This window comes from Variovorax sp. FW305-3-2-15-B-LB1 (genome assembly GCF_058787635.1).
Genome location: NZ_JBYSZY010000032.1, coordinates 31672 through 55939 on the forward strand (window position 1 = coordinate 31672; position 24268 = coordinate 55939).

At 68.7% G+C, this 24268-nt stretch carries 23 protein-coding genes; 9 read left to right on the forward strand and 14 right to left on the reverse strand.

The window, feature by feature from the left end:
- The first annotated feature begins 1 nt into the window (after position 1).
- Positions 2–2611, forward strand: a complete 2610-nt coding sequence (locus AC3WQR_RS19605; protein ID WP_492743208.1) for a [protein-PII] uridylyltransferase — start codon at positions 2–4, stop codon at positions 2609–2611.
- Between the two features lie 24 nt (positions 2612–2635).
- On the opposite strand, the gene AC3WQR_RS19610 is transcribed toward AC3WQR_RS19605, so the two are convergent.
- Positions 2636–2980 (reverse strand): hypothetical protein, encoded by a 345-nt coding sequence (locus AC3WQR_RS19610; protein ID WP_056580768.1) that lies wholly within the window; start codon positions 2978–2980, stop codon positions 2636–2638.
- 53 nt (positions 2981–3033) lie between these two features.
- Positions 3034–3666 carry a LuxR C-terminal-related transcriptional regulator gene (locus tag AC3WQR_RS19615; RefSeq protein ID WP_307638146.1) on the reverse strand — a complete coding sequence of 211 codons (633 nt, stop codon included), beginning with the start codon at positions 3664–3666 and terminating at the stop codon, positions 3034–3036.
- A 198-nt stretch (positions 3667–3864) separates the two neighbouring features.
- On the opposite strand from AC3WQR_RS19615, the gene AC3WQR_RS19620 reads away from it, so the two are divergent.
- From AC3WQR_RS19620 to AC3WQR_RS19630, 3 genes are all read left to right on the forward strand, one after another.
- Positions 3865–4107 carry a helix-turn-helix domain-containing protein gene (locus AC3WQR_RS19620; protein WP_307693575.1) on the forward strand — a complete coding sequence of 81 codons (243 nt, stop codon included), beginning with the start codon at positions 3865–3867 and terminating at the stop codon, positions 4105–4107.
- Positions 4108–4231: 124 nt separating this feature from the next.
- Complete coding sequence (pgm, locus tag AC3WQR_RS19625; protein ID WP_492743209.1) at positions 4232–5887, forward strand: phosphoglucomutase (alpha-D-glucose-1,6-bisphosphate-dependent); 1656 nt, start codon at positions 4232–4234, stop codon at positions 5885–5887.
- Positions 5888–5903: 16 nt separating this feature from the next.
- Complete coding sequence (locus AC3WQR_RS19630; RefSeq protein ID WP_492743210.1) at positions 5904–6317, forward strand: PPC domain-containing DNA-binding protein; 414 nt, start codon at positions 5904–5906, stop codon at positions 6315–6317.
- Here AC3WQR_RS19630 and AC3WQR_RS19635 read toward each other — a convergent pair.
- Genes AC3WQR_RS19635 through AC3WQR_RS19645 form a run of 3 tightly spaced genes read right to left on the reverse strand, consistent with a single transcriptional unit; the run spans position 6272 to position 9365 of the window.
- On the reverse strand, positions 6272–7330 hold the full coding sequence (locus AC3WQR_RS19635; RefSeq protein WP_159271774.1) for an amino acid ABC transporter permease: 1059 nt from the start codon (positions 7328–7330) through the stop codon (positions 6272–6274). The genes AC3WQR_RS19630 and AC3WQR_RS19635 overlap by 46 nt on opposite strands.
- Positions 7327–8325, reverse strand: coding sequence for an amino acid ABC transporter permease (locus AC3WQR_RS19640; protein ID WP_492743211.1), 999 nt, complete (start codon positions 8323–8325; stop codon positions 7327–7329). The genes AC3WQR_RS19635 and AC3WQR_RS19640 overlap by 4 nt, the downstream gene beginning before the upstream one ends.
- A complete protein-coding gene (locus tag AC3WQR_RS19645; protein WP_492743225.1) occupies positions 8322–9365 on the reverse strand; it encodes an amino acid ABC transporter substrate-binding protein in 1044 nt (347 codons plus the stop codon). The genes AC3WQR_RS19640 and AC3WQR_RS19645 overlap by 4 nt, the downstream gene beginning before the upstream one ends.
- Before the next feature lie 179 nt (positions 9366–9544).
- On the opposite strand from AC3WQR_RS19645, the gene AC3WQR_RS19650 reads away from it, so the two are divergent.
- On the forward strand, positions 9545–9934 hold the full coding sequence (locus AC3WQR_RS19650) for a DoxX family protein (RefSeq protein ID WP_062471245.1): 390 nt from the start codon (positions 9545–9547) through the stop codon (positions 9932–9934).
- Between the two features lie 20 nt (positions 9935–9954).
- Here AC3WQR_RS19650 and def read toward each other — a convergent pair whose 3' ends face one another.
- The 5 genes from def to smc form a co-directional block, all read right to left on the reverse strand.
- Positions 9955–10494 carry a peptide deformylase gene (def, locus tag AC3WQR_RS19655; protein WP_070060694.1) on the reverse strand — a complete coding sequence of 180 codons (540 nt, stop codon included), beginning with the start codon at positions 10492–10494 and terminating at the stop codon, positions 9955–9957.
- 49 nt (positions 10495–10543) lie between these two features.
- Positions 10544–10984, reverse strand: coding sequence for a hypothetical protein (locus tag AC3WQR_RS19660; RefSeq protein WP_307590163.1), 441 nt, complete (start codon positions 10982–10984; stop codon positions 10544–10546).
- Positions 10985–11103: 119 nt separating this feature from the next.
- The gene (ligA, locus tag AC3WQR_RS19665; protein WP_492743212.1) at positions 11104–13200 is read right to left on the reverse strand and encodes an NAD-dependent DNA ligase LigA; all 2097 of its coding nucleotides are present in this window, start codon (positions 13198–13200) and stop codon (positions 11104–11106) included.
- A gap of 26 nt (positions 13201–13226) precedes the next feature.
- A complete protein-coding gene (locus AC3WQR_RS19670; RefSeq protein WP_492726845.1) occupies positions 13227–14333 on the reverse strand; it encodes a cell division protein ZipA C-terminal FtsZ-binding domain-containing protein in 1107 nt (368 codons plus the stop codon).
- 13 nt (positions 14334–14346) lie between these two features.
- On the reverse strand, positions 14347–17862 hold the full coding sequence (gene smc / locus AC3WQR_RS19675) for a chromosome segregation protein SMC (protein WP_492726847.1): 3516 nt from the start codon (positions 17860–17862) through the stop codon (positions 14347–14349).
- 113 nt (positions 17863–17975) lie between these two features.
- Here smc and AC3WQR_RS19680 point away from each other — a divergent pair, with 113 nt between their 5' ends.
- From AC3WQR_RS19680 to AC3WQR_RS19695, 4 genes are all read left to right on the forward strand, one after another.
- Positions 17976–18746, forward strand: coding sequence for a hypothetical protein (locus AC3WQR_RS19680; protein ID WP_159276935.1), 771 nt, complete (start codon positions 17976–17978; stop codon positions 18744–18746).
- Positions 18747–18801: 55 nt separating this feature from the next.
- The gene (locus AC3WQR_RS19685) at positions 18802–19122 is read left to right on the forward strand and encodes a helix-turn-helix domain-containing protein (protein WP_070060699.1); all 321 of its coding nucleotides are present in this window, start codon (positions 18802–18804) and stop codon (positions 19120–19122) included.
- Positions 19119–20417, forward strand: a complete 1299-nt coding sequence (locus AC3WQR_RS19690; RefSeq protein ID WP_492743213.1) for a type II toxin-antitoxin system HipA family toxin — start codon at positions 19119–19121, stop codon at positions 20415–20417. The genes AC3WQR_RS19685 and AC3WQR_RS19690 overlap by 4 nt, the downstream gene beginning before the upstream one ends.
- A gap of 79 nt (positions 20418–20496) precedes the next feature.
- Positions 20497–21189: a P-loop NTPase family protein gene (locus AC3WQR_RS19695; RefSeq protein WP_492743214.1), complete on the forward strand. Its 693-nt coding sequence runs from the start codon at positions 20497–20499 to the stop codon at positions 21187–21189.
- 264 nt (positions 21190–21453) lie between these two features.
- On the opposite strand, the gene fabG is transcribed toward AC3WQR_RS19695, so the two are convergent.
- The 4 genes from fabG to AC3WQR_RS19715 are packed head-to-tail and all read right to left on the reverse strand — an operon-like array spanning position 21454 to position 24252.
- On the reverse strand, positions 21454–22185 hold the full coding sequence (fabG, locus tag AC3WQR_RS19700) for a 3-oxoacyl-ACP reductase FabG (protein ID WP_159271769.1): 732 nt from the start codon (positions 22183–22185) through the stop codon (positions 21454–21456).
- Positions 22182–22655: a hotdog family protein gene (locus AC3WQR_RS19705; RefSeq protein WP_492743215.1), complete on the reverse strand. Its 474-nt coding sequence runs from the start codon at positions 22653–22655 to the stop codon at positions 22182–22184. The genes fabG and AC3WQR_RS19705 overlap by 4 nt, the downstream gene beginning before the upstream one ends.
- Positions 22652–23422, reverse strand: a complete 771-nt coding sequence (locus tag AC3WQR_RS19710; protein WP_492743216.1) for a class I SAM-dependent methyltransferase — start codon at positions 23420–23422, stop codon at positions 22652–22654. The genes AC3WQR_RS19705 and AC3WQR_RS19710 overlap by 4 nt, the downstream gene beginning before the upstream one ends.
- Entirely contained in the window at positions 23419–24252 is an 834-nt protein-coding gene (locus AC3WQR_RS19715) for a polysaccharide deacetylase family protein (RefSeq protein ID WP_492743217.1), read from the reverse strand. Before AC3WQR_RS19715 ends, AC3WQR_RS19710 begins: the two co-directional genes overlap by 4 nt.
- Between the last annotated feature and the right edge of the window lie 16 nt (positions 24253–24268).

A 24268-nucleotide genomic window follows, 5' to 3' on the forward strand; every position in this document is an offset into this window, starting at 1 on the left:
CGTGATCGAAGCAGCCAAGATCGACGTGGCGACGCTGCGCGAAGCCTATCGCGCGAAAAAGCTCGCCCTTTTCGACACCCTGCGCTTCGCACGCGCGCCCACCCGCAGCGTCCACACGGTGCTGCGCCAGCTCTCAGCGCTGGCCGACCAGACGCTCACTGCGCTGTGGAACGAAGCCGGCTTCGGCGACGCCTTCGCGCTGGCCGCGGTGGGCGGCTACGGGCGCGGCGAGCTGTTTCCGTACTCCGACGTCGACGTGCTGCTGCTGCTGCCGCCCGAGGGCCAGGACAGCGGCGTCGAGCCGGCCCGCATCGAGGCCTTCATCGGCCAGTGCTGGGACGCCGGCCTCGAGATCGGCTCCAGCGTGCGCACGCTCGAGGAGTGCCTGGACGAGGCCGCCAAGGACATCACGGTCCAGACCTCGCTGCTCGAATCGCGGCTGATCACGGGCGACAAGAAGCTCTTTGCGGCCTTTCGCCGCCGCTTCACCCAGGCCATCGACCCGCAAGCCTTCTTCGTGGCCAAGTCGCAGGAAATGCGGCACCGCCACCAGAAGTTCGACAACACGCCCTACGCGCTCGAACCCAATTGCAAGGAATCGCCCGGCGGCCTGCGCGACCTGCAGACCATCCTCTGGATGAGCAAGGCCGCCGGCTTCGGCAGCCGCTGGGACGACCTGGCCAAGAACGGCCTGGCCACGCCCTTCGAAGCGCAGCAGATCAAGCGCAACGAGGCCCTGCTCTCGCTCATCCGCGCCCGCCTGCACGTGATTGCCAACCGGCGCGAAGACCGGCTGGTGTTCGACCTGCAGACCGCCGTGGCCGCGAGCTTCGGCTACGAGAGCGAGTCGCAGCGCAAGTCGAGCGAGGCGCTGATGCGCCGCTACTACTGGGCGGCCAAGGCGGTGTCGCAGCTCAACCAGATCCTGCTGCTCAATATTTCCGAGCGGCTGCAGCCCATCGACGAGCAGCCCACGACCATCAACGAGCGCTTCTACGAGCGCGCCGGCCTGATCGAGATCGCCAGCGACGACCTGTACGAGCGCGAGCCCCACGCGGTGCTCGAGACCTTCCTGCTGTACCAGAAGACCATCGGCGTGAAGGGCCTGTCGGCGCGCACGCTGCGTGCGCTGTACAACGCGCGCCATGTCATGGACAGCAAGTTCCGCAACGACCCGGTCAACCACGTGACCTTCATGCGGATCCTGCAGCAGCCCTACGGCATCACGCATGCCTTCCGGCTCATGAACCAGACCTCGGTGCTGGGGCGCTACCTGCGCGTGTTCCGCAGCATCGTGGGGCAGATGCAGCACGACCTGTTCCACGTGTACACGGTCGACCAGCACATCCTGATGGTGCTGCGCAACGTGCGCCGCTTCTTCATCGCCGAGCATGCGCACGAGTACCCGGGCTGCTCGCAGCTCGCGGCCGGCTGGGACAAGCCCTGGATCCTGTACGTGGCCGCCCTCTTCCACGACATCGCCAAGGGCCGCGGCGGCGACCACTCCACGCTCGGCGCGCGCGACGTGCAGCGCTTCTGCAAGCAGCACGGCATCGCCCGCGAAGACGCCAAGCTCATCGAATTCCTCGTGGCCGAGCACCTGGTGATGAGCCAGGTCGCGCAAAAGCAGGACCTGGGCGACCCGGAGGTGATCGGCGCTTTTGCCAAGCGCGTGGGCAACGAGCGCTACCTCACGGCGCTGTACCTGCTGACGGTGGCCGACATCCGCGGCACCTCGCCGCGCGTGTGGAATGCCTGGAAGGGCAAGCTGCTCGAGGACCTGTATCGCTTCACCCTGCGCGCCCTGGGCGGTCGCATGCCTGACCCGGACGCCGAGGTCGAGGCCCGCAAGCGCGAAGCGCTGGTGCAGCTGGCCCTGCACGCCCAGCGCTTCGAGGCGCACAAGGCGCTGTGGGACACGCTCGACGTCGGCTACTTCATGCGCCACGACGCCACCGAGATCGCCTGGCACGCCAAGCAGCTGTCGCGCTTCGTGCCACCGAAGAACGTGCCCATCGATCCGAAGGCGCCGCCCATCGTGCGCGCGCACCTGTCGCCGGTGGGCGAAGGGCTGCAGGTCGTGGTCTACACGCCCGACCAGTCCGACCTGTTCGCGCGCATCTGCGGCTATTTCGACCAGGCCTCGTTCAGCATTCTTGACGCCAAGGTCCACACCACGAGCAACGGCTATGCGCTCGACACCTTCCAGGTGGTGACGACCTTCCAGCCCGACCACTACCGCGACCTGATCAGCATGGTCGAAACCGGCCTGGCGCAAACGCTCACCGAGGCCGGCGCCCTGCCCGCGCCGAGCATGGGGCGCGTGTCACGCCGGGTGCGCAGCTTTCCGATCAAGCCGCGCATCAGCCTCGTGCCCGACGACAAGGCGCAGCGCTGGCTGCTCAGCATCTCGGCCAGCGACCGCGCGGGCCTGTTGTATTCGGTGGCGCGCGTGCTCGCGCGGCATCACCTGAACCTTCAACTGGCGAAGGTGACGACCCTGGGTGAACGGGTGGAAGACACCTTCCTGATCAGCGGGCCGGAACTGCAGGGCCAGAAGACGCAGCTGGCCATCGAGACCGACCTGATGGAGGCGCTGGCCTCCCAGTGAGGCCGCCGAATGGGCGTGTGCGGCTCAGCCGCAGTACGCGCCGAGGATGCGCCCCGTGGGATCGACCTGCGCGTTGAGGCGCGTCGCGTCCTGGGCCGGGTCGGCCGGCGCCGTGGCCGGCACGGTGCGCGCGGTTTTCGCGCCGGCGCGCTGGCGCATCTCTTCGAGCAACGGACGCGTCGCCTGCATGCCGAGCGCAAAGCGCACTTCCGGGGCTTGGCAACTCTCAGGCGGGGGCGCGAAGCTCGGCGGCGCCGGCACTTCGGAGGTGAGCGGCCGGTCCTTGGGCGGGGCCTCGCAGCCCGCGAGCACCGCAGCCAGGGCCGCAGCCGTCAGAAGAAACCCGTGCCGGCCAAACGTCATGCGCATCTTGTCTTGCTCCTTGAAACCAGCCTGAAGCTTAGCCGCCCGCGGTGGCCCGCTCATGACCCCTTGCGCTGCAGCGGCGACAACAGCCCCAGGCGGATGCCCGTGATCACGGCCTCGGTGCGATTGTGCACACCCAGTGCCTGGAACAAGGTGCCGATGTACTCCTTCACCGTGTGCTCGGACAGGCCGAGCTCGCGCGCGATCGACTTGGTCGGCAGCCCGCGCGCCAGGCCGTGCAGCGTGTCGGTCTGGCGCGGGCTGAGCGTCGGCCTGGCGGTGCTCTTCGGCCCCAGGTGCAGGATTTCCTGCGGCAGGTAGACCTCCCCCGCCAGCACGGTCTCGAAGGCCCGTTTCAGGAAGTCGGCCGGCATGCTCTTGGGCACGAAGCTCATGGCGCCCGCCTCCAGGCAGCCGCGGATGATGTCGACATCGGTCGAGGCCGACACCACCACGGCCGCGATGTCGGGCGCCGCCGCCTTCAGGCGCACCAGCGCATCCAGGCCGTACTCGCCGCGCAGTTCGAGATCGAGCAGGCAGATCGCCAGATCGGGATGGCGCAGCGCCAGGGCGCAGGCCTCGTCGACCGTGGCGGCTTCGAAGATTTCGGCGCTGCGCTCCATGCTCTCCAGCAGCATGCGCAGGCCCGCGCGAAACAACGCGTGGTCGTCCAGCGTCATCACTTTCATGGCACACCCCCTTCGGCCTTTCTGGCCGATATGCACCCTCATTCTGACTCTGGCACCCACGGGTAGAGCCGCCGCGCGTCGGAACTAGATCACCCTCCATGCAAAAAACTACCAGCCCCTGCGAAGGAGGGGTTGGGTGCCTGGCGCGTTTCGAGGAAATTCAGAGCCGACCGCTGTTGTCGCCAAAGGGGGCCGACCATGAACGCCAGTTTTCAAGACCGACTGATCTCGCTTGTCGCGGGGTCGCAGCCCCAATGGAAATCCGAGCTCGCCCGACAGTGCGGCGTCAGCGCCCCCACCGTGATCCGCTGGCTCACCGACCGGCACAGCTGCGCAGGCACCCTGCACCTGCATGCGATCGCCGCGTACTTCCAGGTGCCGGCCCGGTGGCTGGCCACGGGTGATGGCCCGGAGCGGGTGCGCACGCGGCGCTCACATTGAAAGGGTTGTAAGCGGACTTCTGTGAGCGGGCGCGCAAGCGGCAAGCCGGCCGCGCCCATGGCGTATGCTGAAAGGCCGCGCACGGCACCGCCGGCGCGCTTCTCTTTCATCACCCGCTTTCGACATGAGCACCTCTTCCCATCCCCTCGCGGGCCAGCCGGCCCCGTCTGATCTGCTGGTGGACGTGCCGCGCCTCGTCTCGGCCTACTACACCGGTCGCCCCGATCCGGCCGTGCCCAGCCAGCGCGTGGCCTTCGGCACCTCGGGACATCGCGGCTCCTCGTTCGACGACGCCTTCAACGAATGGCATGTGCTGGCCATCAGCCAGGCCATCTGCGACTACCGCAAGCAGCAAGGCATCGACGGCCCGCTGTTCCTGGGCATCGACACGCACGCGCTGTCTACGCCCGCCTTCGCCAGCGCGGTCGAGGTGCTGGCGGCCAACGGCGTCGAGCTGATGCTGTCGAAGGACGACGAGTACACGCCCACGCCGGCCGTGTCGCACGCCATCCTGGTCTACAACCGCGGACGCACCAGCGGCCTGGCCGACGGCATCGTGATCACGCCTTCGCACAACCCGCCCGAAAGCGGCGGCTTCAAGTACAACCCGCCGAATGGCGGCCCCGCGGGCACCGACATCACCTCCGCCGTCGAAGCGGCCGCCAACAAGATGCTGGCGAACAAGCTCGAAGGCGTGAAGCGCATGCCACTCGCGCAGGCGCTGAAGGCGTCCACCACGCACCGCCACGACTACCTCAACACCTACGTCGAAGACCTGGCCCAGGTGCTCGACATGGACGCGATCCGCGGCGGCACCGTCGACCTGGGCGTCGACCCGCTGGGCGGTGCCGGCGTGCACTACTGGCCCGCCATTGCGGCGCGCTACAAGCTCCAGCGCCTGAGCGTGCTGAGTCAGGCGGTCGACCCGACCTTCCGCTTCATGTCGCTCGACTGGGACGGCCGCATCCGCATGGACCCGTCGTCGCCCGACGCGATGCACGGGTTGGTCGCGCTGAAAGACCGCTTCGGCATCGCCTTCGCCTGTGACACCGACCACGACCGCCACGGCGTGGTCACGCGCAGCGCGGGCCTGATGCAGCCGAACAACTACCTCGCGGTGATGGTCGACTACCTCTTCACGCACCGCCCGCACTGGCCAGCGCAGGCGGCCGTCGGCAAGACCGTGGTCAGCAGCCGCATGATCGACCGAGTGGCGGCGCGGCTGGGCCGCCCGCTGTACGAAGTGCCGGTGGGCTTCAAGTGGTTCGTCGACGGTCTGGTCGACGGCTCGCTGGGCTTCGGCGGCGAGGAAAGCGCGGGCGCCACCTTCCTGCGCCACGACGGCAGCGCCTGGACCACCGACAAGGACGGCATCGTGCCCGCCCTGCTCTCGGCCGAGATCGCCGCACGCACGGGCCGCGACCCCGGCGAGCGCTTCACCGAGCTGACGCAGGCGCTGGGGCGCCCCGTGTCGGATCGCGTGGACGCGCCCGCCACGCCCGAGCAGAAGAAACGCCTGTCGGCCCTGTCGCCGCAGCAGATCACCTCGACCACGCTGGCCGGCGAGAAGATCGAGAACGTGCTGAGCCACGCCCCGGGCAACGGCGCGGCCATCGGCGGCGTGAAGGTCGTCACCGAGAACGGCTGGTTCGCCGCGCGACCGTCGGGCACGGAGAACATCTACAAGATTTACGGCGAGAGCTTCCTCGGCGACGACCACCTCGCGCGCATCCTCGGCGAGGCGCAGCAGGTGGTCGACAAGGCGCTGTCGGCGAGCTGATGCGAGGCGCACGCGCATGGACACGCTCGTGCTGCGCCTGCAACCGGGCGACGACCTGCGCGCGGCGCTCGACGCCGTGCTGAAGCAAGCCGGCATCGGCGACGCGGCCTTCGTGGTCTCGGGCATCGGCAGCCTGCGCGGCGCGAGCATCCGTTTCGCGGGCGCCGAGACGGCGACGCGGATCGAAGGCGACCTTGAAATCCTCACGCTCGCCGGCACGCTGTCGCCCGACGGCTCGCACCTGCATCTCAGCGTGTCGGACGGCGCCGGCCGGGTGTCGGGCGGCCATGCCGCGCCGGGCTGCGTGGTGCGCACCACGGCCGAGATTCTCGTCGCGGTGCTGCCCGAATGGTGCTTCTCGCGCGAGCCCGATGCGCAGACCGGCTACGCCGAGCTGGTGCCCAGGCGCCGCTCCAGCCAGACGCTGTAGCGCGACAGCCCGAAGCACAGCAGCCAGTAGACGGCCGCCACGAACAGGTAGCCCTCGAGGTAGAACGGTCGCCAGACCGGGTCGCCGCCCAGTGCCAGCCCGAGCGCGCCGGTCAACTCGAACAGGCCGACCACGGTGACCAGCGAGGTGTCCTTCAGCGTGCCGACCACGCTGTTGGTCAGCGCCGGCACCACGAGGCGCAGCGCCTGCGGCAGCACGATGTCGCGCTGCACTGGCCAACGGCCGAAGCCCAGCGCCATCGCCACCTCGGTCTGCCCGCGCGGCACGGCCTGCAAGCCGCCGCGGATGATCTCCGCAAGATACGCCGCGACGAACAGCGTGAGCCCCATCAGCACGCGCACCAGCACGTCGGGTTGCCAGCCGGCTGGCCATAGCAGCGGCAGCAGGAACGAGGCCATGAACAGCACCGAGATCAGCGGCACGCCGCGCACCAGCTCGATGTAGCTCGCGCTCAGCGTGCGCACCACAGGCCATTCGGAGCGCCGCCCCATCGCCAGCAGCAGCGCCAGCGGAAAGGCCAGCGCCAGCCCGACCACCGCGAGCCCGATGGTGAGCGGCAGGCCGCCCCAGCGGCTGGTCGGCACCACGCTCAGCCCGGCCACGCCGCCGTGCATCAGCCCGACGAACAGCAGCAGAGCCACGCCCCACAACGGCGCCAGCCACCAGCGCCAGCTGCGCGGCCACGCGCTGAGCACGGTCACCGCGGACAGCACGACCACCGCAATGGCCGGACGCCATTGCTCTTCATACGGAAAACGCCCGAAGAGCATGGGCCGCCACTTCTCGGCCACCACGCCCCAGCAGGCGCCGTGCTGCACTGCGCGGCAGGCGTCGGCGTCGGGGCGGAACACGGCGTGCACCACACCCCATTCGAACGCGTGAAAGCCGGCCCAGGCCAGCAGGCCCAGCAGCAGCACCGTGGCCAGCGCGCGCAGCGGCGAACCCCACAGCTCGCTGCGCCATGCGATGGGGCCTTGCGCGACGTTTCTCATCGCCAGCCTCGCAGCGCGACGCGCGCGTTGTAGCGGTTCATGCCGAAGGAGATCACGAGCGACAGCAGCAGGTACACCGCCATGATGATCGCGATGCACTCGAAGGCGCGCCCGTTCGAGCCGATGGTGGTGTTGGCCACCGACACCAGCTCGGGATAGCCCACGGCCACAGCAAGCGACGAGTTCTTGGTGAGGCTCAGCAGCTGGTTGGTGAGCGAGGGCACGATCACGCGCAGCGCCTGCGGCAGGATCACGATGCGCAGTTGCTGCACCGACGACAGGCCCAGCGCCTGCCCCGCCAGCACCTGCCCCTGCGAGACCGAGAGGATGCCGGCGCGCACGATCTCGGCGACGAAGGCCGCCGAGTACAGCGACAACCCGGCGACGATGGTCACGTACTCCGGACTCAGCGCGGCGCCGCCGCTCACGCCGAAGTCACCGCGCTCGGGCCATTCGAAATGCGTGGGCCACCCGCCGCCCTCGCCCGCCACGGGCCAGGGCACGCTGAGCCCGCCCTTGCTGAGCCACACGCCCGGCAACAGGTGCACGGGCTCGGTCGGGTCGGGCAGCAGGTTGGCCATCGCGAACGCCAGCATCAGCAACTGCACCAGCAGCGGCACGTTGCGCAGCAGCTCCACGTACGCGGTGCAGATGCCGCGCAGCAGCACGTGCGGCGCGAGCCGACCGATGCCGATCAGCGTGCCGAGCACCACCGCGAAGATGACCGCCGGCACGGCCGCGCGCACGGTGTTGATCAGGCCCGCGAGGAAGGCGCGCCACGACGGCTGGCTGGCATCGAAGTCGAGCCAGCCTTCGCTGATCGAGAAGCCCGCGGGCTCGGTGAGGAAGTCGAAGCCCGAACGCACGCCGCGTGCGCGCAGCACCTCGAGCGCATGGTTCACCACCCAGAAGGCACCGGCCACGACGGCCAGCACCAAGAGGGCCTGCACGAGCCAAGCCAGCCAGGCGCCGCGGCGCGAGGCCTGGCGGCTCATCTAACGGGTGGTGCGTAGATCAGGCCGCCCTTGCTCCACAAATTATTGGAGCCGCGCGGCAGCTTGAGCACCGACTTCGGTCCGACGTTGCGCTCGAACATTTCGCCGTAGTTACCCACGGCCTTGATGGCGCGGTACGACCAGTCCTTGTCGAGACCGAGCAGCTTGCCGAGGTCTTCACCGGCGCCGAGCAGGCGCTGCTGCGCCGGGTCCTTGCTGCCGGCCTTGAGCTGGTCGGCATTGGCCTGCGTGACGCCGAACTCTTCCGCCTCGATGAGCGCGTTGGGCACCCACTTGGCGATGGCGAACCACTCGTCGTCGCCACGGCGCACCAGCGGTGCGAGCGGTTCCTTGGAGATCAGCTCGGGCAGGATGAGGTAGTCGTCGGGGTTCGGCGCTTCCTTGTTGCGCAGGCCGGCCAGCGCCGAGGCGTCGGTGGTGAAGGCCTGGCAGCGGCCCGAGAAGAAGGCCTTGAACGAGGCCTCGAAGCTCTCGAACACGACGGTCTTCACCGGGATGTTCTGCGCGCGGAAGTAGTCCGACACGTTCTTCTCGTTGGTGGTGCCCGACTGCGTGCAGATGGTGGCGTTCTTGAGCTGCTTGGCGCTCGTCACCTTGAGCTTCTTGGGCACCAGGAAGCCCTGGCCGTCGTAGTAGGTGATGGTGGTGAAGTTGAAGCCCAGCGAGGCGTCGCGCGTGAGCGTCCAGGTGGTGTTGCGCGCGAGGATGTCGATCTCGCCGGCCTGCAGCGCCGAGAAGCGCTGCTGCGAATTCAGCGGCACGAAGTCGACCTTCTTGGGATCGCCCAGCACGGCCGCGGCGATGGCGCGGCAGGTGTCAACGTCCAGGCCCGACCAGTTGCCCTGCGTGTCGGGGGCCGAGAAACCGGCCACGCCGTTGGTCACGCCGCACTTGACGGTGCCGCGCTGCTTGACCGCGTCGAGCGTCTTGCCGGCGAAGGCCGGGGCCGTGGCGGCCAGCGCAAGAACGGAGGCAGCGGCGAGCAGTGCCGGGCGGAATCGGGTGCTTGTCTTCTTCATCATCATTGGTGTGTGCTCCTCAACAGTAGGCAAAAGGCAGTGTACGGGGCGATGCAGGCCGCCGACAAAGAACCCTGCGTTGGATACATATGTCGATCCGCTCGCGGGCGATCGGTTGGCGGCGCGGCCAGTTTCACTACCATACGGCCCTTTCATCACTCCCGAACAGGAATCACACCATGGTCAAGTCCGACGACACCGGCAAGCTCATCCTGCGCGTTGCGCTGGGCATCCTCATCCTGCTGCATGGCATTGCCAAAGTCGGCAAGGGCGTCGACGGCATCGGCGGCATGCTCGCGTCGCACGGCGTGCCCGCGGTGCTGGCCTACCTGGTCTACGTGGGCGAGATCCTGGCGCCGGTGCTGCTGATCGTTGGCCTGTTCACGCGGCCCGCCGCGCTGGTCGTGGCCATCAACATGGTGGTGGCAATCTGGCTGGCCCACCGCAAGGACCTCGGCGCGCTGAACGGGCAAGGCGGTTGGGCGCTGGAACTGCAGGGCATGTTCCTGTTCGCGGCGATCTCGCTCGCGCTCACGGGCGGCGGGCGCTTCGGGCTCAACAACAAGTAAGCGAAGAGGCGACTGGCGAATCAGTCGTCGTCGGCCGCATCGAGGCCCGGGAACAGGACCTCGGTGTAGCCGAAGCGCGAGAAATCGCGCACCCGCATCGGGTACAGCTTGCCGAACAGGTGGTCAACCTCGTGCTGCACCACGCGCGCATGGAAGCCGTCGGCGGTGCGGTCGATCGGGTCGCCATACAGGTCGAAGCCCGTGTAGCGGATGTGGGCGAAGCGCGGCACCACGCCGCGCAGGCCGGGCACCGACAGGCAGCCCTCCCAGCCCTCTTCCTCTTCATCGCCCAGCGGCGTGATGACGGGGTTGAGCAGCACGGTGCGTGGCACCGGCGGCGCGTCGGGGTAGCGTGGATTGACGGTGTCGGTGCCGAAGATCACCAACTGCAGGTCGACGCCGATCTGCGGCGCCGCGAGGCCGGCGCCATTGACCGCCTGCATGGTCTCGAACATGTCGCGCACCAGCAGGTGCAGTTCGTCGGTGTCGAAAGCGGCGACCGGCTGCGCGGTGCGCAGCAGCCGGGGGTCGCCCATCTTGAGAATTTCGCGGAAGGCCATGGCGGGATTATCGCGACAGCCTCACGCGAACCTCACATCAGCGCCACGATCAGGGAGGCGTGGTGCCTTGCGAGTCGGGCGAGGTCCATAGCCGCGCGCGACCTTGCGGCATCTGCTGCGGATGCGAGGGCGTGATGCCGGGCACGCCACCCCCGCCGGGTCGCACCGGTGGCACCACGGCAACTGGCGGACGGCCACCGCCCCAACCCGGGCGGGTCGTCGGGTACGAGGGTCGCACGCCGGGGTACGGGTAAGCCGGCCGACGGCCGTCGTAGTAAGGACGGCGGTCGTAGTACGGGCGACGGTTGTCGTAGTAGCCGCCACCCTGGATGTACACCGGCGCCGGCACCACCACGGGACCCGGATCGGAGTAGTACGGTTCGGAATAGCCGCCGGAGTAGTACGGATCGCCAGGAACGGCCACGCAGCCGCTCAGCAGCGCGATGCCGCCGAGTGCGAGGCTGGTAGCGAGAACACGAATTTTTTGCATGAGGGACTCCTTGTCGGCCTTCTGTAGTCGTTCAACGCCCGCTTGTAGACCCTGTTGACTGCGCTGGTGTGAAGTCGCGTAACGGCCGGTAAAGGCCTGGATCCCGGGCGCCGGGCGACTCAGGCGTCGGGTGCCGGCGGAACACCGCTGGCGAGGATCTCCAGCATACGCGCCTCGTCAATCACCGTGACGCCGAGGTCGCGCGCCTTGTCCAGCTTGCTGCCGGCCTCTTCCCCGGCCACGAGGTAGTGGGTCTTCTTGCTGACGGAGCCGGCCACCTTGGCGCCGGCTGCCTCCAATTTATCCTTCGCTTCGTCGCGGCCCAGCGTAGGAAGGGTGCCGGTGATCACGAAGGTCAGTCCCGCCAAAGGCTTGGGGGCACGGGCCTCGGGCTCGAACTCTTCCCAGGTCAGGCCGCAGGCGCGCAGCTGCTCGACCACTTCGCGGTTGTGCGGTTGGTCGAAGAAGGTGCGCAGGCTCTGCGCCACCACCGGGCCGACGTCGTTGACCTCGAGCAGCTGTTCCTCGGTCGCGTCCATGATGGCGTCGAGCTTGCCGAAATGCTTGGCGAGGTCTTTCGCCGTGCTCTCGCCGACGTGGCGGATGCCCAGGCCGAACAGAAAGCGCGGCAGCGTGGTCTTCTTCGAGGCTTCGAGCGCATCGACGAGGTTCTGGGCCGACTTCTCGGCCATGCGGTCCAGGCCCGCCAGCGTGACGAAGCCGAGCTTGTAGAGATCGGGCAAGGTGCGAATCAGGTTGGCATCGACCAGCTGTTCGACCAGCTTGTCGCCCAGCCCGTCGACATCGACCGCGCGCCGCGCCGCGAAATGCAGGATGGCCTCCTTGCGCTGCGCCGCGCAGAACAGGCCGCCGGTGCAACGGTAGTCGACCTCGCCCTCCTCCCGCACCGCCTCGGAATCGCAGACGGGGCACTTGTGCGGCATGGTGAAGACCGCGCCGCGCTGGTCGTCGGGCTTGGCCAGGCTGTCGGGCGCCACGCCCACCACTTCCGGAATCACGTCGCCGGCACGCCTCACGATCACCGTGTCGCCCACGCGCACGTCCTTGCGGCGGGCTTCGTCCTCGTTGTGCAACGTGGCGTTGGTCACCGTCACGCCGCCCACGAACACCGGCGCCAGCTTGGCCACCGGCGTGAGCTTGCCGGTGCGGCCCACCTGGATCTCGATGCCGACCACCTCGGTCAGCTGCTCCTGCGCCGGGTACTTGTGGGCCACGGCCCAGCGCGGTTCGCGCGAAACAAATCCCAGCTGGCGCTGCAACTCCAGGCTGTCGACCTTGTAGACCACGCCGTCGATGTCGTACGGCAGCGCATCGCGCTGGCGGCCGATGGTTTCATGGAACGCTATCAGTTCAATAGCGCCGGTCGCCCGCGCGGTCTGCGTGGCCACCGGAAAGCCCCAGGCGTGAAACTGTTGCAGCCAGTCGAACTGGGTCGCGATGTCGGGACCGCCGTCGGTCGCGGGCGAAACCTCGCCCAGGCCGTAGGCAAAGAAGCTCAGCGGGCGCTCTGCCGCGATCGCCGGGTCGTGCTGGCGCACCGCGCCGGCCGCCGCGTTGCGCGGGTTGACGAACACCTTCTCGTTCTTCTGCCCGGCGGCGATCTTCTGGCGCTGGCGCTCGTTAAGAGCGTCGAAATCGGCACGCTTCATGTAGACCTCGCCACGCACCTCGACCACGGGCGGGGCCGCGCCCTTGAGCTTGAGCGGAATCTCGCGCACGGTGCGGATGTTCTGCGTGACGTCCTCGCCCACCTCGCCGTCGCCGCGCGTGGCGGCCTGCACCAGCACGCCGTGCTCGTAGCGCAGGCTCATGGCCAGCCCGTCGAACTTGAGTTCGCAGACGTAGCTGATCTGCGGCGCGTCTTCGGCCAGGCCCAGCTCGCGGCGCACGCGTGCGTCGAAGGCGCTGGCGCCGGCGGGCGTGATGTCGGTCTCGGTGCGGATCGACAGCATCGGCACCCGGTGGCGCACCTTGGCCAGGCTGTCGAGCACCGTGCCGCCCACGCGCTGCGTCGGCGAATCGGGCGTGCGCAGTTCGGGAAACTCGGTCTCCAGCACCTGCAGGCGCTGGAACATCTTGTCGTACTCGGCGTCGGGCAGCTCGGGGGCGTCGAGCACGTAGTACAGATGGGCGTGGCGATGCAGCTGCTCGCTCAGTGCGGCGGCTTCGCGTGCCGCTTCGTCGCGCGTTGTCATGGGGTGTCCCTCGGGGAAAAGACGGATCAGCTGAAGAGGCGTCGCGCCAGCGGCGAACCCGCGGCGAGATCGCGTGCGTCGAGCGTGTCGTACAGCTGCTCGAGGTCGGTGCCGATCACGTCCATGGTTTCGTCGCGCAGCAATTGGCCGTCGCTGTCGGTCACCACGCCGTCCATCTCGCGGGCGAGCGTGGCAGCAGCTTCACGCATGCGGCGGAACGGCTCTTCGCCGCGATCGACCTGCGGCACGTCGAGGCTCAGGCTGAGTTCGCGGATCGCCGATTGCGCCGGATCGTCGGCCAGTGCGGCCTGGGTGTCGAACGAGAGCCCGAGGATCGGCGGCAGGCCGGCCTCGCTGGTCGGCAGCACCATGCGGCCCGGGATAATCCCAGCGACAAAGCCCAGCCGCGCAGCGTTCTGCTGCACGTAGCCCGGGCTCCAGGCCGCATGCAGCGCACGCAGCACAAAGCCCAGCTGCGCGTCGTGCGCGCTGGCGAACTGGTCGAGCTCGCGGGCACGCGCCACTTCGTCGAGCATTTCAGGAAATTCGGGCGCACCGTTCACCGCGTCGGCAAACGCCTGCGCCTTGACCACGAACTCGGAGTACTCGATCTCGTTGAGCGCCCCGGTGCGGTTGGCCAACTGCACGCCGACCTGGAACGCGCGGTAGCGCTGCCCGGGCGCCGGCGGCTCCCACTGGCTGGTGAGGTCGTTCAGGCCTTCAATGGCCACCGGCTTGCTGCCGGCGCGGCGCGTCGACGGCATGGACGCGAGCGCGGCATCGCCCGAGGCCAGGCCTTCGAGCGAAATGGGCGCGATCACGTCGATCAGCGGATCAAGCCCGCCACGGCGCTCGCCGGTGGGCACGGGCATGCCGCTGGGCGCGGGCAGGTCGGGATCGAACAGCGGCTCGTGGCGGTCGCTGCCGGCCACCTGGCTCGGGTCGGCATGGAGCATCGGCTCCACGCCGCCGTCGCTGCCGCCGGCCAGCGCGCGCTCGGCTTCGGCCAGGGCGACGTCGACCGCATCGGGCTGGCGCGGCGCGTTGCGGCGCGACATCAGAGTGTTGTAGGCCACGACGGCCGCGAGAACGAGGCCGCCGAGGATCGCCAGGGCGAGGGTGAGATTGCTCATGCGCGCGCCTGCCTTATGCCGCTTCGACCATCGAGACCGCCGACTCCATGTCGACCGCAACGATGCGCGACACGCCCTGCTCCTGCATGGTCACGCCGATCAGCTGTTCGGCCATTTCCATGGCGATCTTGTTGTGGCTGATGAAAAGGAACTGGGTTTCACGGCTCATGGCGGAGACGAGTTTGGCATAGCGTTCGGTGTTGGCGTCGTCCAGCGGCGCGTCCACTTCGTCCAGCAGGCAGAAAGGCGCCGGGTTCAGCTGGAAGATGGCGAACACGAGCGCAATGGCCGTGAGCGCCTTCTCGCCGCCCGAGAGCAGGTGGATGGTCTGGTTCTTCTTGCCGGGCGGCTGGGCCATGACCTGCACGCCGGAATCGAGGATTTCGTCGCCCGTCATCATCAGCTTGGCGTTGCCGCCGCCGAACAACTCCGGGAACATGCGGCTGAAGTGCTCGTTGACGATCTTGAAGGTGCCGCCGAGCAGGTCACGCGTTTCGGCGTCGATCTTGCGAATGGCGTCTTCGAGCGTGCCGATGGCTTCGTTCAGGTCGGCCGACTGGGCGTCGAGGAAGATCTTGCGCTCGCTCGCAATCGCGAGTTCGTCGAGCGCGGCGAGGTTGACGGCGCCGAGCGCGACCACCTCGCGGTTCAGGCGGTCGATTTCGCTTTGCAGGCCGGTCAGGCGCACCTTCTCGGTCTCGATCGATTGCGCGACCGCCTCGAGGTCGGCGCCGGCGTCGTCCAGCAGCTGTTGGTACTGCTCGACGCCCAGGCGCGCGGCCTGCTCCTTGAGCTGGAACTCGGTGATGCGCTGGCGCAGCGGATCGAGTTCGCGCTCCAGCTGCAGCCGGCGCTCGTCGCTGGCGCGCAGTTTGAGCGTGAGGTCGTCGTACTGGCTGCGGGCCGCGCCCAAGGCGGTCTCGCGCTCCAGCTTGAGCGACAGCGCGTCCTGCAGGCCGGCTTGCGCGGCGGCATCCGACAGGCGGCTGAGTTCGGCGCGGGCGCGCTCGTCTTCGTCGGTCAGCGAGACGGTCTGCTGCGAGGCGGTTTCGATGCTGCGGTTCAGTTCGCCGCGGCGCGCTTCGAGCGTGCGCTGCGAGAAGGTGGCTTCCTGCGCCTGTCGCTCGAGGCTGCGGTGCTGTTCGCGGCTGGCCGTGAGCGCGCGGCCGGCTTCGATCACACGCTCGTCGAGCTGCGCATGGCGCTCCTGGCTGTCGGCCAGCTGCATGTCGAGTTCTTCGAAGCGACCTTCGGCGGCGATGCGCTTTTCCTGCAGTTCTTCGAGCTGGGCATCGACCTCACCGAGGTCGGCGGCCAGTTGCTGGCTGCGCGCGCGGGTCTGTTCGGCGAGCTGCGTCATGCGCAGCGTTTCGACCTGCAGTTCATGGGCGCGCGACTGCGTTTCGGCGGCTTCGCGGCGCGCCGTGACGAGGCGCTGCGCGGCATCGCCGTAGGCCGCTTCGGCGCGGACCAGCGCGGTGCGCGCCTCTTCGTTGATGAGCGTCTGGGCCTTGAGCTGGCGCTCGAGGTTTTCCATTTCCTGCTGGCGGGCCAGGAGGCCGGCCTGCTCGGAATCGGGCGCGTAGAAGTTCACGCTGTGCGACGACACGGCGTGGCCGCTGCGCACGTAGATCACTTCGCCGGGCTGCAGCGTGGCGCGCTGGGCCAGCGCCTCTTCGAAACTCTCGGCCGTGTAGCAGCCGTGCAGCCAGTCGTTCAGTAGCGCCTGCTGGCCGGCGTCGTTCAGGCGCAGCAGGCTCGACAGCTTGGGCAGCGCACCCGCGCCCTGCGGCACGCCAGCGGCGGGCGGGCTGTAGAAGGCCAGCTTGGCAGGCGGCGCGTCGTTGCCGAAGGCACGCACCATGTCGAGCCGGCTGACTTCGAGCGCGCCCAGGCGCTCGCGCAGTGCGGATTCGAGCGCGTTCTCCCAACCCTGTTCGATGTGGATGCGGCTCCACAGGCCCTGCAGGCCGTCGAGGCCATGCTTGGCGAGCCAGGGGGCGAGCTTGCCGTCGGTCTTGACCTTCTCTTGCAGCGCACGCAGCGCTTCGAGGCGGGCCGAGAACTCGGCGTGGCGGGCGCCCTCGGTGTTGACGGCCTGCTGCTTGGCACGGCGGTCTTCGTCGAGCTGCGGCACGGCCTCCTGCAGTTCCTGCAGGCGGGCATCGGATTCACTGGCGGTTTCCTGCGCCGCGGCCAGCTGCTCCTGCATTTCGGTCAGCCGGTCTTCGTCGGGCGCGGCCAGCGCGTTCTGGTCGGCGCGCAGGCGTTCGCTGCGCAGCGTGAGCTGGCGACTCTGGTCTTCGATGTTGCGCTGGTCGGCGGCCAGCACCTGGATCTGCTGCTGCACCTGCGACACCGTCGCGCGCTGGGTGTTGGCTTCGTTCTGCGCACGCTGCACGGCCTCTTCGAGGTCAGGCAGGCGCGCGTCGTGCTCTTCGAGCTGCGCGGCCAGCAGGATGGCCTGCTCTTCGGCATCGACGCCGGCACCGGCCAGCGTCTCGATCTCGGCTTCGGCTTCTTCGCGGCGACGGCCCCATTGGCCCATCTGCTCGCGCAGTTGCACGAGGCGCTGTTCGACGCGCTGGCGGCCTTCGACCACGAAGCGGATCTCGCCTTCGAGCCGGCCGACTTCGGCGCTGGCTTCATACAGCTTGCCCTGCGCCTGGTTCACCAGGTCGCCGGCGCCGTAGTGGGCCTGGCGCACGGTTTCGAGTTCGGACTCGATGCGGCGCAGGTCGGCGGTGCGCGATTCGAGGTCGTTGATGGCCTTTTCGGAATCGGCCTTGATCTTGGCCTGGTCGGCATCGCTTTCGCCGCGCTTGAGGAACCACAGCTGGTGCTGCTTCTTCGTGGCGTCGCCCTGCAGCGCGTTGTAGCGCGCCGCCACCTCGGCCTGCTTCTCGAGCTTCTCGAGGTTGGCGTTGAGTTCGCGCAGGATGTCTTCGACGCGCGTGAGGTTCTCGCGCGTGTCGCCCAGGCGGTTCTCGGTCTCGCGGCGGCGCTCCTTGTACTTGGAGACACCGGCAGCTTCTTCGAGGAACAGGCGCAGTTCCTCGGGCTTGGATTCGATGATCCGGCTGATCGTGCCCTGGCCGATGATGGCGTAGGCGCGGGGCCCGAGGCCCGTGCCCAGGAACACGTCCTGCACGTCGCGGCGGCGCACCGGCTGGTTGTTGATGTAGTAGCTGCTGGTGCCGTCGCGCGTAAGCACGCGGCGCACGGCGATTTCGGTGAACTGGTTCCACTGGCCGCCGGCGCGGTGGTCGGCGTTGTCGAACACCAGCTCGACGCTCGAGCGGCTGGCCTGCTTGCGGGTGGTCGTGCCGTTGAAGATCACGTCCTGCATCGACTCGCCGCGCAGTTCCGACGCACGCGACTCGCCAAGCACCCAGCGCACGGCATCCATGATGTTCGACTTGCCGCAGCCGTTCGGCCCCACCACCCCGACCAGTTGGCCCGGCAGCAGGAAGTTGGTGGGTTCGGCGAACGACTTGAAGCCCGAGAGCTTGATGGAGTTAAGACGCACGACTTGTCGCCCTGCCTTGGCGTAGCGCCAAGGTATTGATTTGTAAGGAAAATTGCACGGGCCCGCAGCTTGAAGCGGGCCGCCGCCCCAGCCGTGGATGATAACGTCAGGGCATGAGCGATTCCCTGGCTTCTCCCCTCGCGGCGCGACGCACCTGCCTGCTGGCAGGCACCGCGGCTGCCCTGCTCGCGCCGCTGGCGCTGACGGGCTGTTCCTCCTTCCGTTCCACCGAGCGCGCCGAGCCCTACGGCAACCAGGAATGGCTGCAATCGGGCACCAACCGCATCGCCAACCTGTCGCTGCGCGACAACCTGCAATCGGTGCGCCGCGTGCAGACCACCTTGTACCGGCGCAACCCGCGCGAATGGCGCAAGTCGGCCGCCAGCATGGAAGAAGCCACGCAGCGCACCTGGGACGCGGTCCTGCAGGGCACGCCGTTGCCCGAGCTGCGCGGCGCCACCGGCATCGACGCCATCCGCCTGGCCTTCGAAACCGGCCCGCAGGCCTACCAGGGCGACCGCGTGGCGGCGCTGGTCGTCGGGTGGGCCTCGATGCTCAAGCAGGCCAACGGCAACACCTGGGACCAGACCATGATCGACGGGGTCGACGCCGAGAACAGCTACCGCACGGCGCGCAACTTCGAAATTTCGCTCTGGCTCATTTCTTCCAAGACCGGCCCCGACGGCCAGCCACTGCTGCTGGCCACCGAGATCAGCGAGCGCGGGCGCAACCTCGTGGCCGACCGCGAGCTGTCGAAGGTGGTGGCACGGCTCGACCTGCTGGCCGCGCAGGCCGACGAGAAATACCGCCGCGCGGCCCTCGATTTCGGCCAGAACTGGGTGATGGGCGTGGTCATGCCGCTCTTCACGCTGATACCCAAGTAGGTTCTTTGCATCGGAAATATGTTTCCCAAATAGGAATTTGCGGTAATATCTTTCCGTGGACAAGCAGGAACTCATCACCGCCCTCACGGCGCGTCGCGGGGCCACCGGCCTCACGAACGCCGAGATCGCCTTGCGTTCGGGGCTCACCGAGCGCTCGGTGCGCAATGCCCTGAGCCTGAAGGGCAATCCGCAGCTGTCGTCGCTGCTCGCGCTGGTCGATGCGCTGGGGCTCGAGCTGCAACTCGCGCCCAAGGGCTTCGGCGAAGGCACGGCCGTCGATCCCGGCTACCGCCCGGTCGCCACGCGCGTCGGTCGTGCGCTGGCCGAAGCGCCTGCCGCGCCACCCTACGTGCGGGGCCGCCGCTCACCGCCATGAACGTCAAGATCCTCGAGATTTCACTCGGCGCGCACCGCCTGGGCAAGCTGTTCCAGTACGCCGACCTGTGCCGTTTCGTGGCGGAGCCCGAGCTGATCGCCAACCCGATGCCCGGCGTGCTTTCGCTGTCGATGGTCGCGAGCGAGCCGGCGGCCCAGGCCGCGCTGTGGAGCGACGTGAAGAACCCGCTGTTCAACGCCCAGGGCGGCCAGTTGCCCGGCTTCTTCCAGAACCTGCTGCCCGAGGGCGTGCTGCGCAGCCACATCGCGCAGTTGCGCGGTTGCCGCGAGAACGACCATTTCGAATTGCTGGCAGCCTGCGGCGGCGACCTCCCCGGCGCCGTGGCCGCGCGCCCGGTGTCGGTGGACCGCGGCACGCTGCAGCGGCTCATCACGCAGGACCAGGACGCGCTCGAGATGTCGGTGGTCGAGTTGCCGATGCCGCAGGGCATCTCGGTCTCGGGCGTGCAACCCAAGCTCGGTCTGCGCCGCCAGGGCGGGCGCTACGTGGCGCGCGTGCGCGCCGGCGCCAGCACGCGCGTGATCGCCAAGCTGCCGGTGGCCGGCCGACCGCACATGCCGCAACTCGAGATGCTTTCGCTGCAGATGGCCGGGGTGGCGGGTATCGAGGTGTGTCACGCCGAACTCGCGCCGCTGTCGGCCATTGCGGCGGAGCACAGCTATGCGCTGCCGGACGAGCCCGAGTTCCTGGCCGTCACGCGCTTCGACCGCGACGGTGCGCGCCGCATCCATTTCGAAGATTTCGCCCAGGTGCTCGCGGTCGACCCGATGCACAAGTACAGCGGAAGCTACCTCGACATGGCGCTGGCGATGCGCGCCTTTCCGTCGCTGGGCGAGGATGCCGTGCTCGAACTGGTGCGCCGGCTCGTGGTCAACGACCTGCTGGGCAACCCGGATGCCCACCTGAAGAACTTCGGCGTGCTGTACCCCGACGGCATCGCGCCGCGCCTGGCGCCGGCCTACGACATCGTGGCTTATGCGGCGCTGCAGGGCGTCGAGGGCCATGCGTTGCCGCTGCTGCCAGCCCCGGTTGGCGCCGCCGCGGCCCGTCGCACCGCGATGTTCACGCCGGCCAATGTGCGCGCATTCTGTTTCTCGGCGGGCTTGCACGAGCCGCGCATGCGACGCGTGGTCGCCGACACGGCCCGTCTCGCGCGCGACCAGTGGCCCGCGATGATCGACGCGTCGGCACTGCCAGCCCCGTGGAAGAAACGGCTGCAGCAGCGCCTGCAGGCACATCCCTTGCTGCAGGGCATGAGCAAGCGGGGTCACTAGCCACAGTGGTGCGACAGGCGACCCCTAGAATGAATCCGCCCTCCTCCACCCCTCAACCCATTCGAGGCAGCAACCACTCATGAGCTCCATCAACTTCATCGGCGGCGAAAAAGGCGGTGTCGGCAAATCGGTCACGGCCCGCGTGCTGGCCCAGTACTTCATCGATCGCAGCCGGCCTTTCACCGGCTTCGACACCGACCGTTCGCACAGCTCCTTCACGCGCTTCTACGAGGGCTTTGCCTCGCCCGTGGTGGTCGACAGCTTCGAAGGCCTGGACACAGTGGTGAACGGCTTCGAGACCAACCCGAAGCAGAGCGTGATCGTCGACCTCGCGGCGCAGACGCTGGCGCCGCTGTCGCGCTGGATCAAGGAATCCGACCTGTTCGACGTGGTCGAAGAGATCGACGTCACCGTCAACTTCTGGCACGTGCTGGACGACGGCAAGGACTCCACCGACCTGCTCGGCACGCTGATCGACACCTTCGGCAATCGGCCCAACTACATCGTGGTGCAGAACTACGGGCGCGGCAGCGACTTCGGGATGCTGCTGGCGTCGCAGTCGCTGTCGAAGGCCAATGCGAATGGCGCGCGCGTGATTGCCTTGCCGCGCCTGCACGAGGCCAGCATGCGCAAGATCGATGCGCAGAACACGAGCTTCTGGAAGGCCGTGAACGACCGCGAAGGGCCGCATGCGCTTGGGTTGCTGGAACGGCAGCGCGTGAAGTCTTGGCTGGCTACTGCCTACGCTGCGTTCGATACGCTGCCTCTTTGAGCTTTGCGGGGGCGCCCGACAGGCGGCACGGCGTGGTCGGCCCCACTATGCCGGCCGCTTCGCGGCTCCCCTGCGGTGCTCGCGTTTCGCGGGGTCTCGCAGAACTCGCTCCACTGCGTTGCGCTCAAACAGCTGCGAGCCCTGATCCGCGAAACGCTGCGCTCCTCGGCGGCACAGAGGGGCCGCCCACACCGCACCGCCTGCCGGGCTTCGGGGTGAAACGGATGCACTGTCCTTCGCAAGGAAGAACGAAGCAGCCGGGCCTCAGATCATTCCGCCGTTGATCGAGATCACCTGACCCGTGATGTACGCGGCTTCATCGCTTGCCAGGAACGCCGCCAGCGCCGCCACTTCCTGCGGCGTTCCGGCGCGCTTCACGGGCACCATCTGATTGATGAGCGCGGGATCGAACACTGCATCGGCCATCGGCGAGGCGATGATCCCCGGTGCGATCGCATTCACAGTCACGCCGCGCGACGCCACTTCGAGCGACAGCGCTTTGGTCGCGCTGTTCAGCGCGCCCTTGGCCGCGGCGTAGTTCACCTGCCCCTTGTTCCCCGCGATGGCGGCGACGGACGAGATGTTCAGCACACGCCCCCAACGGGTGCGCATCATCGGCAGCAGCAGCGGCTGGGTCACGCGGAAGAAGCCGTTCAGCGACACGTCGATCACCTTGTGCCATTGCTCGGCGCGCATGCCGGGCAGCACGGCGTCGTCGTGCACGCCTGCGTTGTTGACGAGGATCTGCACCGCACCGCCTTCGAGGATGCGTGCGCAGCCGGCCGCGCAGGCCTCGTCGCTGCGCAGGTCGAACACATGGCATTCCGCCTTGCCGCCGGCGGCGGTGATCGACGCGGCCAGTTGCTCGATGGCCTCGGGCCGCGAGTTCGCATGCAGCAGCACGGTGGCGCCGTCGCGTGCAAAACGCTCCGCCATGGCCGCGCCGAGCGCGCCGCTGGCGCCGGTGATCAGTGTGCGTTTTCCTTCGAAACTCATGACGGTGTGCTTCCCATGTCCGCCAGCGGCGTGTTCAAGACCACCACGGCCCGGCCTTCGGCCAGCAGGCGGCCGTCGTCGGCCGCCACCGTGAATTCATACAAGACCTGCCGGTCGTCGCCGGACAGGCGCTTCGCCCGCACCTGCAACGCCCCGGCGATGTCGTCCAGCCGCGCCACCGCCAGCTTCACGTTGCGCGCGCTGGCCAGGAAGCCGGCCGACGGCGTGCTGCCCTCGGCGGCCAGCAGGCCGCCGTGCAGCGCCATGGCCTGCGCCGCGTACTCGATGGCGTTGGGTGCAAGCAGGCCGCTCTCGGTGCGCAGCGGGTTGTCCGCCTGGCTGTGCGTCGTGGTGCTGCAATGGATCGATTCGCCGTCCCAGCCTTCGAGGCGCTCCAGCAGGCACATGCTGCCGCTGTGCGGAATGCGCGCGGCGATGCCCGCGCGGTCGAGCGTCTGCGGTGCCGTCAAGCGGCAGTCTCCAGGTCGGCGACCAGCAGCACGTTGGCAAAGGGCGTGCCTTCGCTCATCGGCAGGCTCTGCACGCGGAAACCCAGGCGCTGCAGCACGGCGATCCACTCGGTCAGCGGGCGGCCCCAGGTCGGCGAGACCTTGTGGCCGCGGATGCGCGTCACGGTGCGATCGACCCACTGGCTGATCGCGAAACCGCGCGTGCTCGACGCATCGCCCACGCGCAGCAGCAGGCGCGCCTTCGGGTTGCCGCCACGGCGCAGCGCGTCGCGCACGCGGGTCAGCACGCCCTCCTGCGCCGCAAGGTCCACGTAGTGCAGCACGTCGAGGATCACGACCAGATCGCAGTCGGGCAAGGCGGCCGAGCACATGTCGGCGCACACCAGGCGCGGCGTCGGCTGCAAGTGGCCGACCGACGCCTCGGCGCGCGCCACGTCCTTCGGCATCAGCTCGATGCCCGTGTAGTCCGCGGCAGCGGGCGTGGCGGCCCAGGAGGCCGGCCAACGTCCCTGTTGCTGCATCGTGCTCATCGACGCCAGCAGGCTCACGAAGAGGCCCTGTCCGCAGCCGATGTCGACCACGCGCCGGTGCTGCGCGTCGATCAGCCCGCGTTCGAGCAGGCCGCGGAACACCGGGTCGCGCCCGAGCTTGCCGCGCGCGAACTGCCAGGCGAAGGTGCCGCCCTTCTTGTAGGGCACGGTCGCGGCTTCGTGCAGCTCGCGCCAGGCTTGGTCGGTGGTCATCGTCGATGGCATCACGGCGCTCATGCGGTCTTCAATCCTTCAGGCAGGGTCACGGCGCGCAATCCATCGGTGCGCAGGCGTTGGAGCAACAAGGGCAGGACTTCCAGCAAGACGGGTTGCCCCGCCGCGGTGCGCGCGGCATTGCCGTCGTGCAGCAGCAGGATGTCGCGCGCCTGCAGGTAGCGGGCGAGGCGCGCCATCACCTTGGCGGCGTCGCCTTCGCGGGTGTCGAAACCGCGCCGCGTCCAGCTCACGAGCGAGAGGCCGAGGCGGTGCAGCACGGGTTCGAGGAAAGGGTTGCGCAGGCCGGCGGGCGCGCGGAAACAGGTCGGGCGCTGGCCGGTCACGTCGGTCAGGATGTCCTGCGCGCGCGCGATCTCCGCCGCGAAGCCGCGCGGGCCGAGGAAGGAGAAGTTGTGCCGATGCCGCGCCGTGTGGTTCTGGATGCTGTGGCCGCGCGCGACGATCTCGCGCGCCAGCGCAGGATGCGCCAGCACGCGCTCGGCGATACAGAAGAAGGTGGCGCGCTGGCCGTGGGCGTCCAGCAGGTCGAGCACGCGGGGCGTGACCTCGGGCTCGGGCCCGTCGTCGATGGTGATCGCCACCTCGCGACGCGCACCGGCCGCCTCCGGCAGGCGCGTGACGTTCGGGCCGAGCAGGTTGCTGCGCGGCGTGAGCCCTGCGCCGGTGATCAGCGCATGGTTCAGCACCACCGCGCCGAGCGCCCAGGGCCATGCGCCGGGCACCAGCACGCCCGCGCCGAGGGCCGCCACATGCACGGCCGCGCTGGCGCGCATGGCCGGCGGCCAGGGCCAGGATTCGGTAGCGGCGACAGGGGCGGAAGGCGGCGACATGGTGGGTCCGGATTTT

What these genes read in the sequence shown, in the direction of transcription:
- pgm (WP_492743209.1), top strand. Translation starts at nt 4,232, where the DNA reads ATGAGCACCTCTTCCCATCCCCTCGCGGGCCAGCCGGCCCCGTCTGAT.
- AC3WQR_RS19695 (WP_492743214.1), top strand. Translation starts at nt 20,497, where the DNA reads ATGAGCTCCATCAACTTCATCGGCGGCGAAAAAGGCGGTGTCGGCAAA.
- AC3WQR_RS19660 (WP_307590163.1), bottom strand. Translation starts at nt 10,984, where the DNA reads ATGCAAAAAATTCGTGTTCTCGCTACCAGCCTCGCACTCGGCGGCATC.
- AC3WQR_RS19680 (WP_159276935.1), top strand. Translation starts at nt 17,976, where the DNA reads ATGAGCGATTCCCTGGCTTCTCCCCTCGCGGCGCGACGCACCTGCCTG.
- AC3WQR_RS19690 (WP_492743213.1), top strand. Translation starts at nt 19,119, where the DNA reads ATGAACGTCAAGATCCTCGAGATTTCACTCGGCGCGCACCGCCTGGGC.
- AC3WQR_RS19710 (WP_492743216.1), bottom strand. Translation starts at nt 23,422, where the DNA reads ATGAGCGCCGTGATGCCATCGACGATGACCACCGACCAAGCCTGGCGC.
- AC3WQR_RS19635 (WP_159271774.1), bottom strand. Translation starts at nt 7,330, where the DNA reads ATGAGAAACGTCGCGCAAGGCCCCATCGCATGGCGCAGCGAGCTGTGG.
- AC3WQR_RS19715 (WP_492743217.1), bottom strand. Translation starts at nt 24,252, where the DNA reads ATGTCGCCGCCTTCCGCCCCTGTCGCCGCTACCGAATCCTGGCCCTGG.
- AC3WQR_RS19650 (WP_062471245.1), top strand. Translation starts at nt 9,545, where the DNA reads ATGGTCAAGTCCGACGACACCGGCAAGCTCATCCTGCGCGTTGCGCTG.
- ligA (WP_492743212.1), bottom strand. Translation starts at nt 13,200, where the DNA reads ATGACAACGCGCGACGAAGCGGCACGCGAAGCCGCCGCACTGAGCGAG.
- def (WP_070060694.1), bottom strand. Translation starts at nt 10,494, where the DNA reads ATGGCCTTCCGCGAAATTCTCAAGATGGGCGACCCCCGGCTGCTGCGC.
- AC3WQR_RS19640 (WP_492743211.1), bottom strand. Translation starts at nt 8,325, where the DNA reads ATGAGCCGCCAGGCCTCGCGCCGCGGCGCCTGGCTGGCTTGGCTCGTG.
- fabG (WP_159271769.1), bottom strand. Translation starts at nt 22,185, where the DNA reads ATGAGTTTCGAAGGAAAACGCACACTGATCACCGGCGCCAGCGGCGCG.
- AC3WQR_RS19630 (WP_492743210.1), top strand. Translation starts at nt 5,904, where the DNA reads ATGGACACGCTCGTGCTGCGCCTGCAACCGGGCGACGACCTGCGCGCG.
- AC3WQR_RS19610 (WP_056580768.1), bottom strand. Translation starts at nt 2,980, where the DNA reads ATGCGCATGACGTTTGGCCGGCACGGGTTTCTTCTGACGGCTGCGGCC.
- AC3WQR_RS19670 (WP_492726845.1), bottom strand. Translation starts at nt 14,333, where the DNA reads ATGAGCAATCTCACCCTCGCCCTGGCGATCCTCGGCGGCCTCGTTCTC.
- AC3WQR_RS19615 (WP_307638146.1), bottom strand. Translation starts at nt 3,666, where the DNA reads ATGAAAGTGATGACGCTGGACGACCACGCGTTGTTTCGCGCGGGCCTG.
- AC3WQR_RS19620 (WP_307693575.1), top strand. Translation starts at nt 3,865, where the DNA reads ATGAACGCCAGTTTTCAAGACCGACTGATCTCGCTTGTCGCGGGGTCG.
- AC3WQR_RS19645 (WP_492743225.1), bottom strand. Translation starts at nt 9,365, where the DNA reads ATGAAGAAGACAAGCACCCGATTCCGCCCGGCACTGCTCGCCGCTGCC.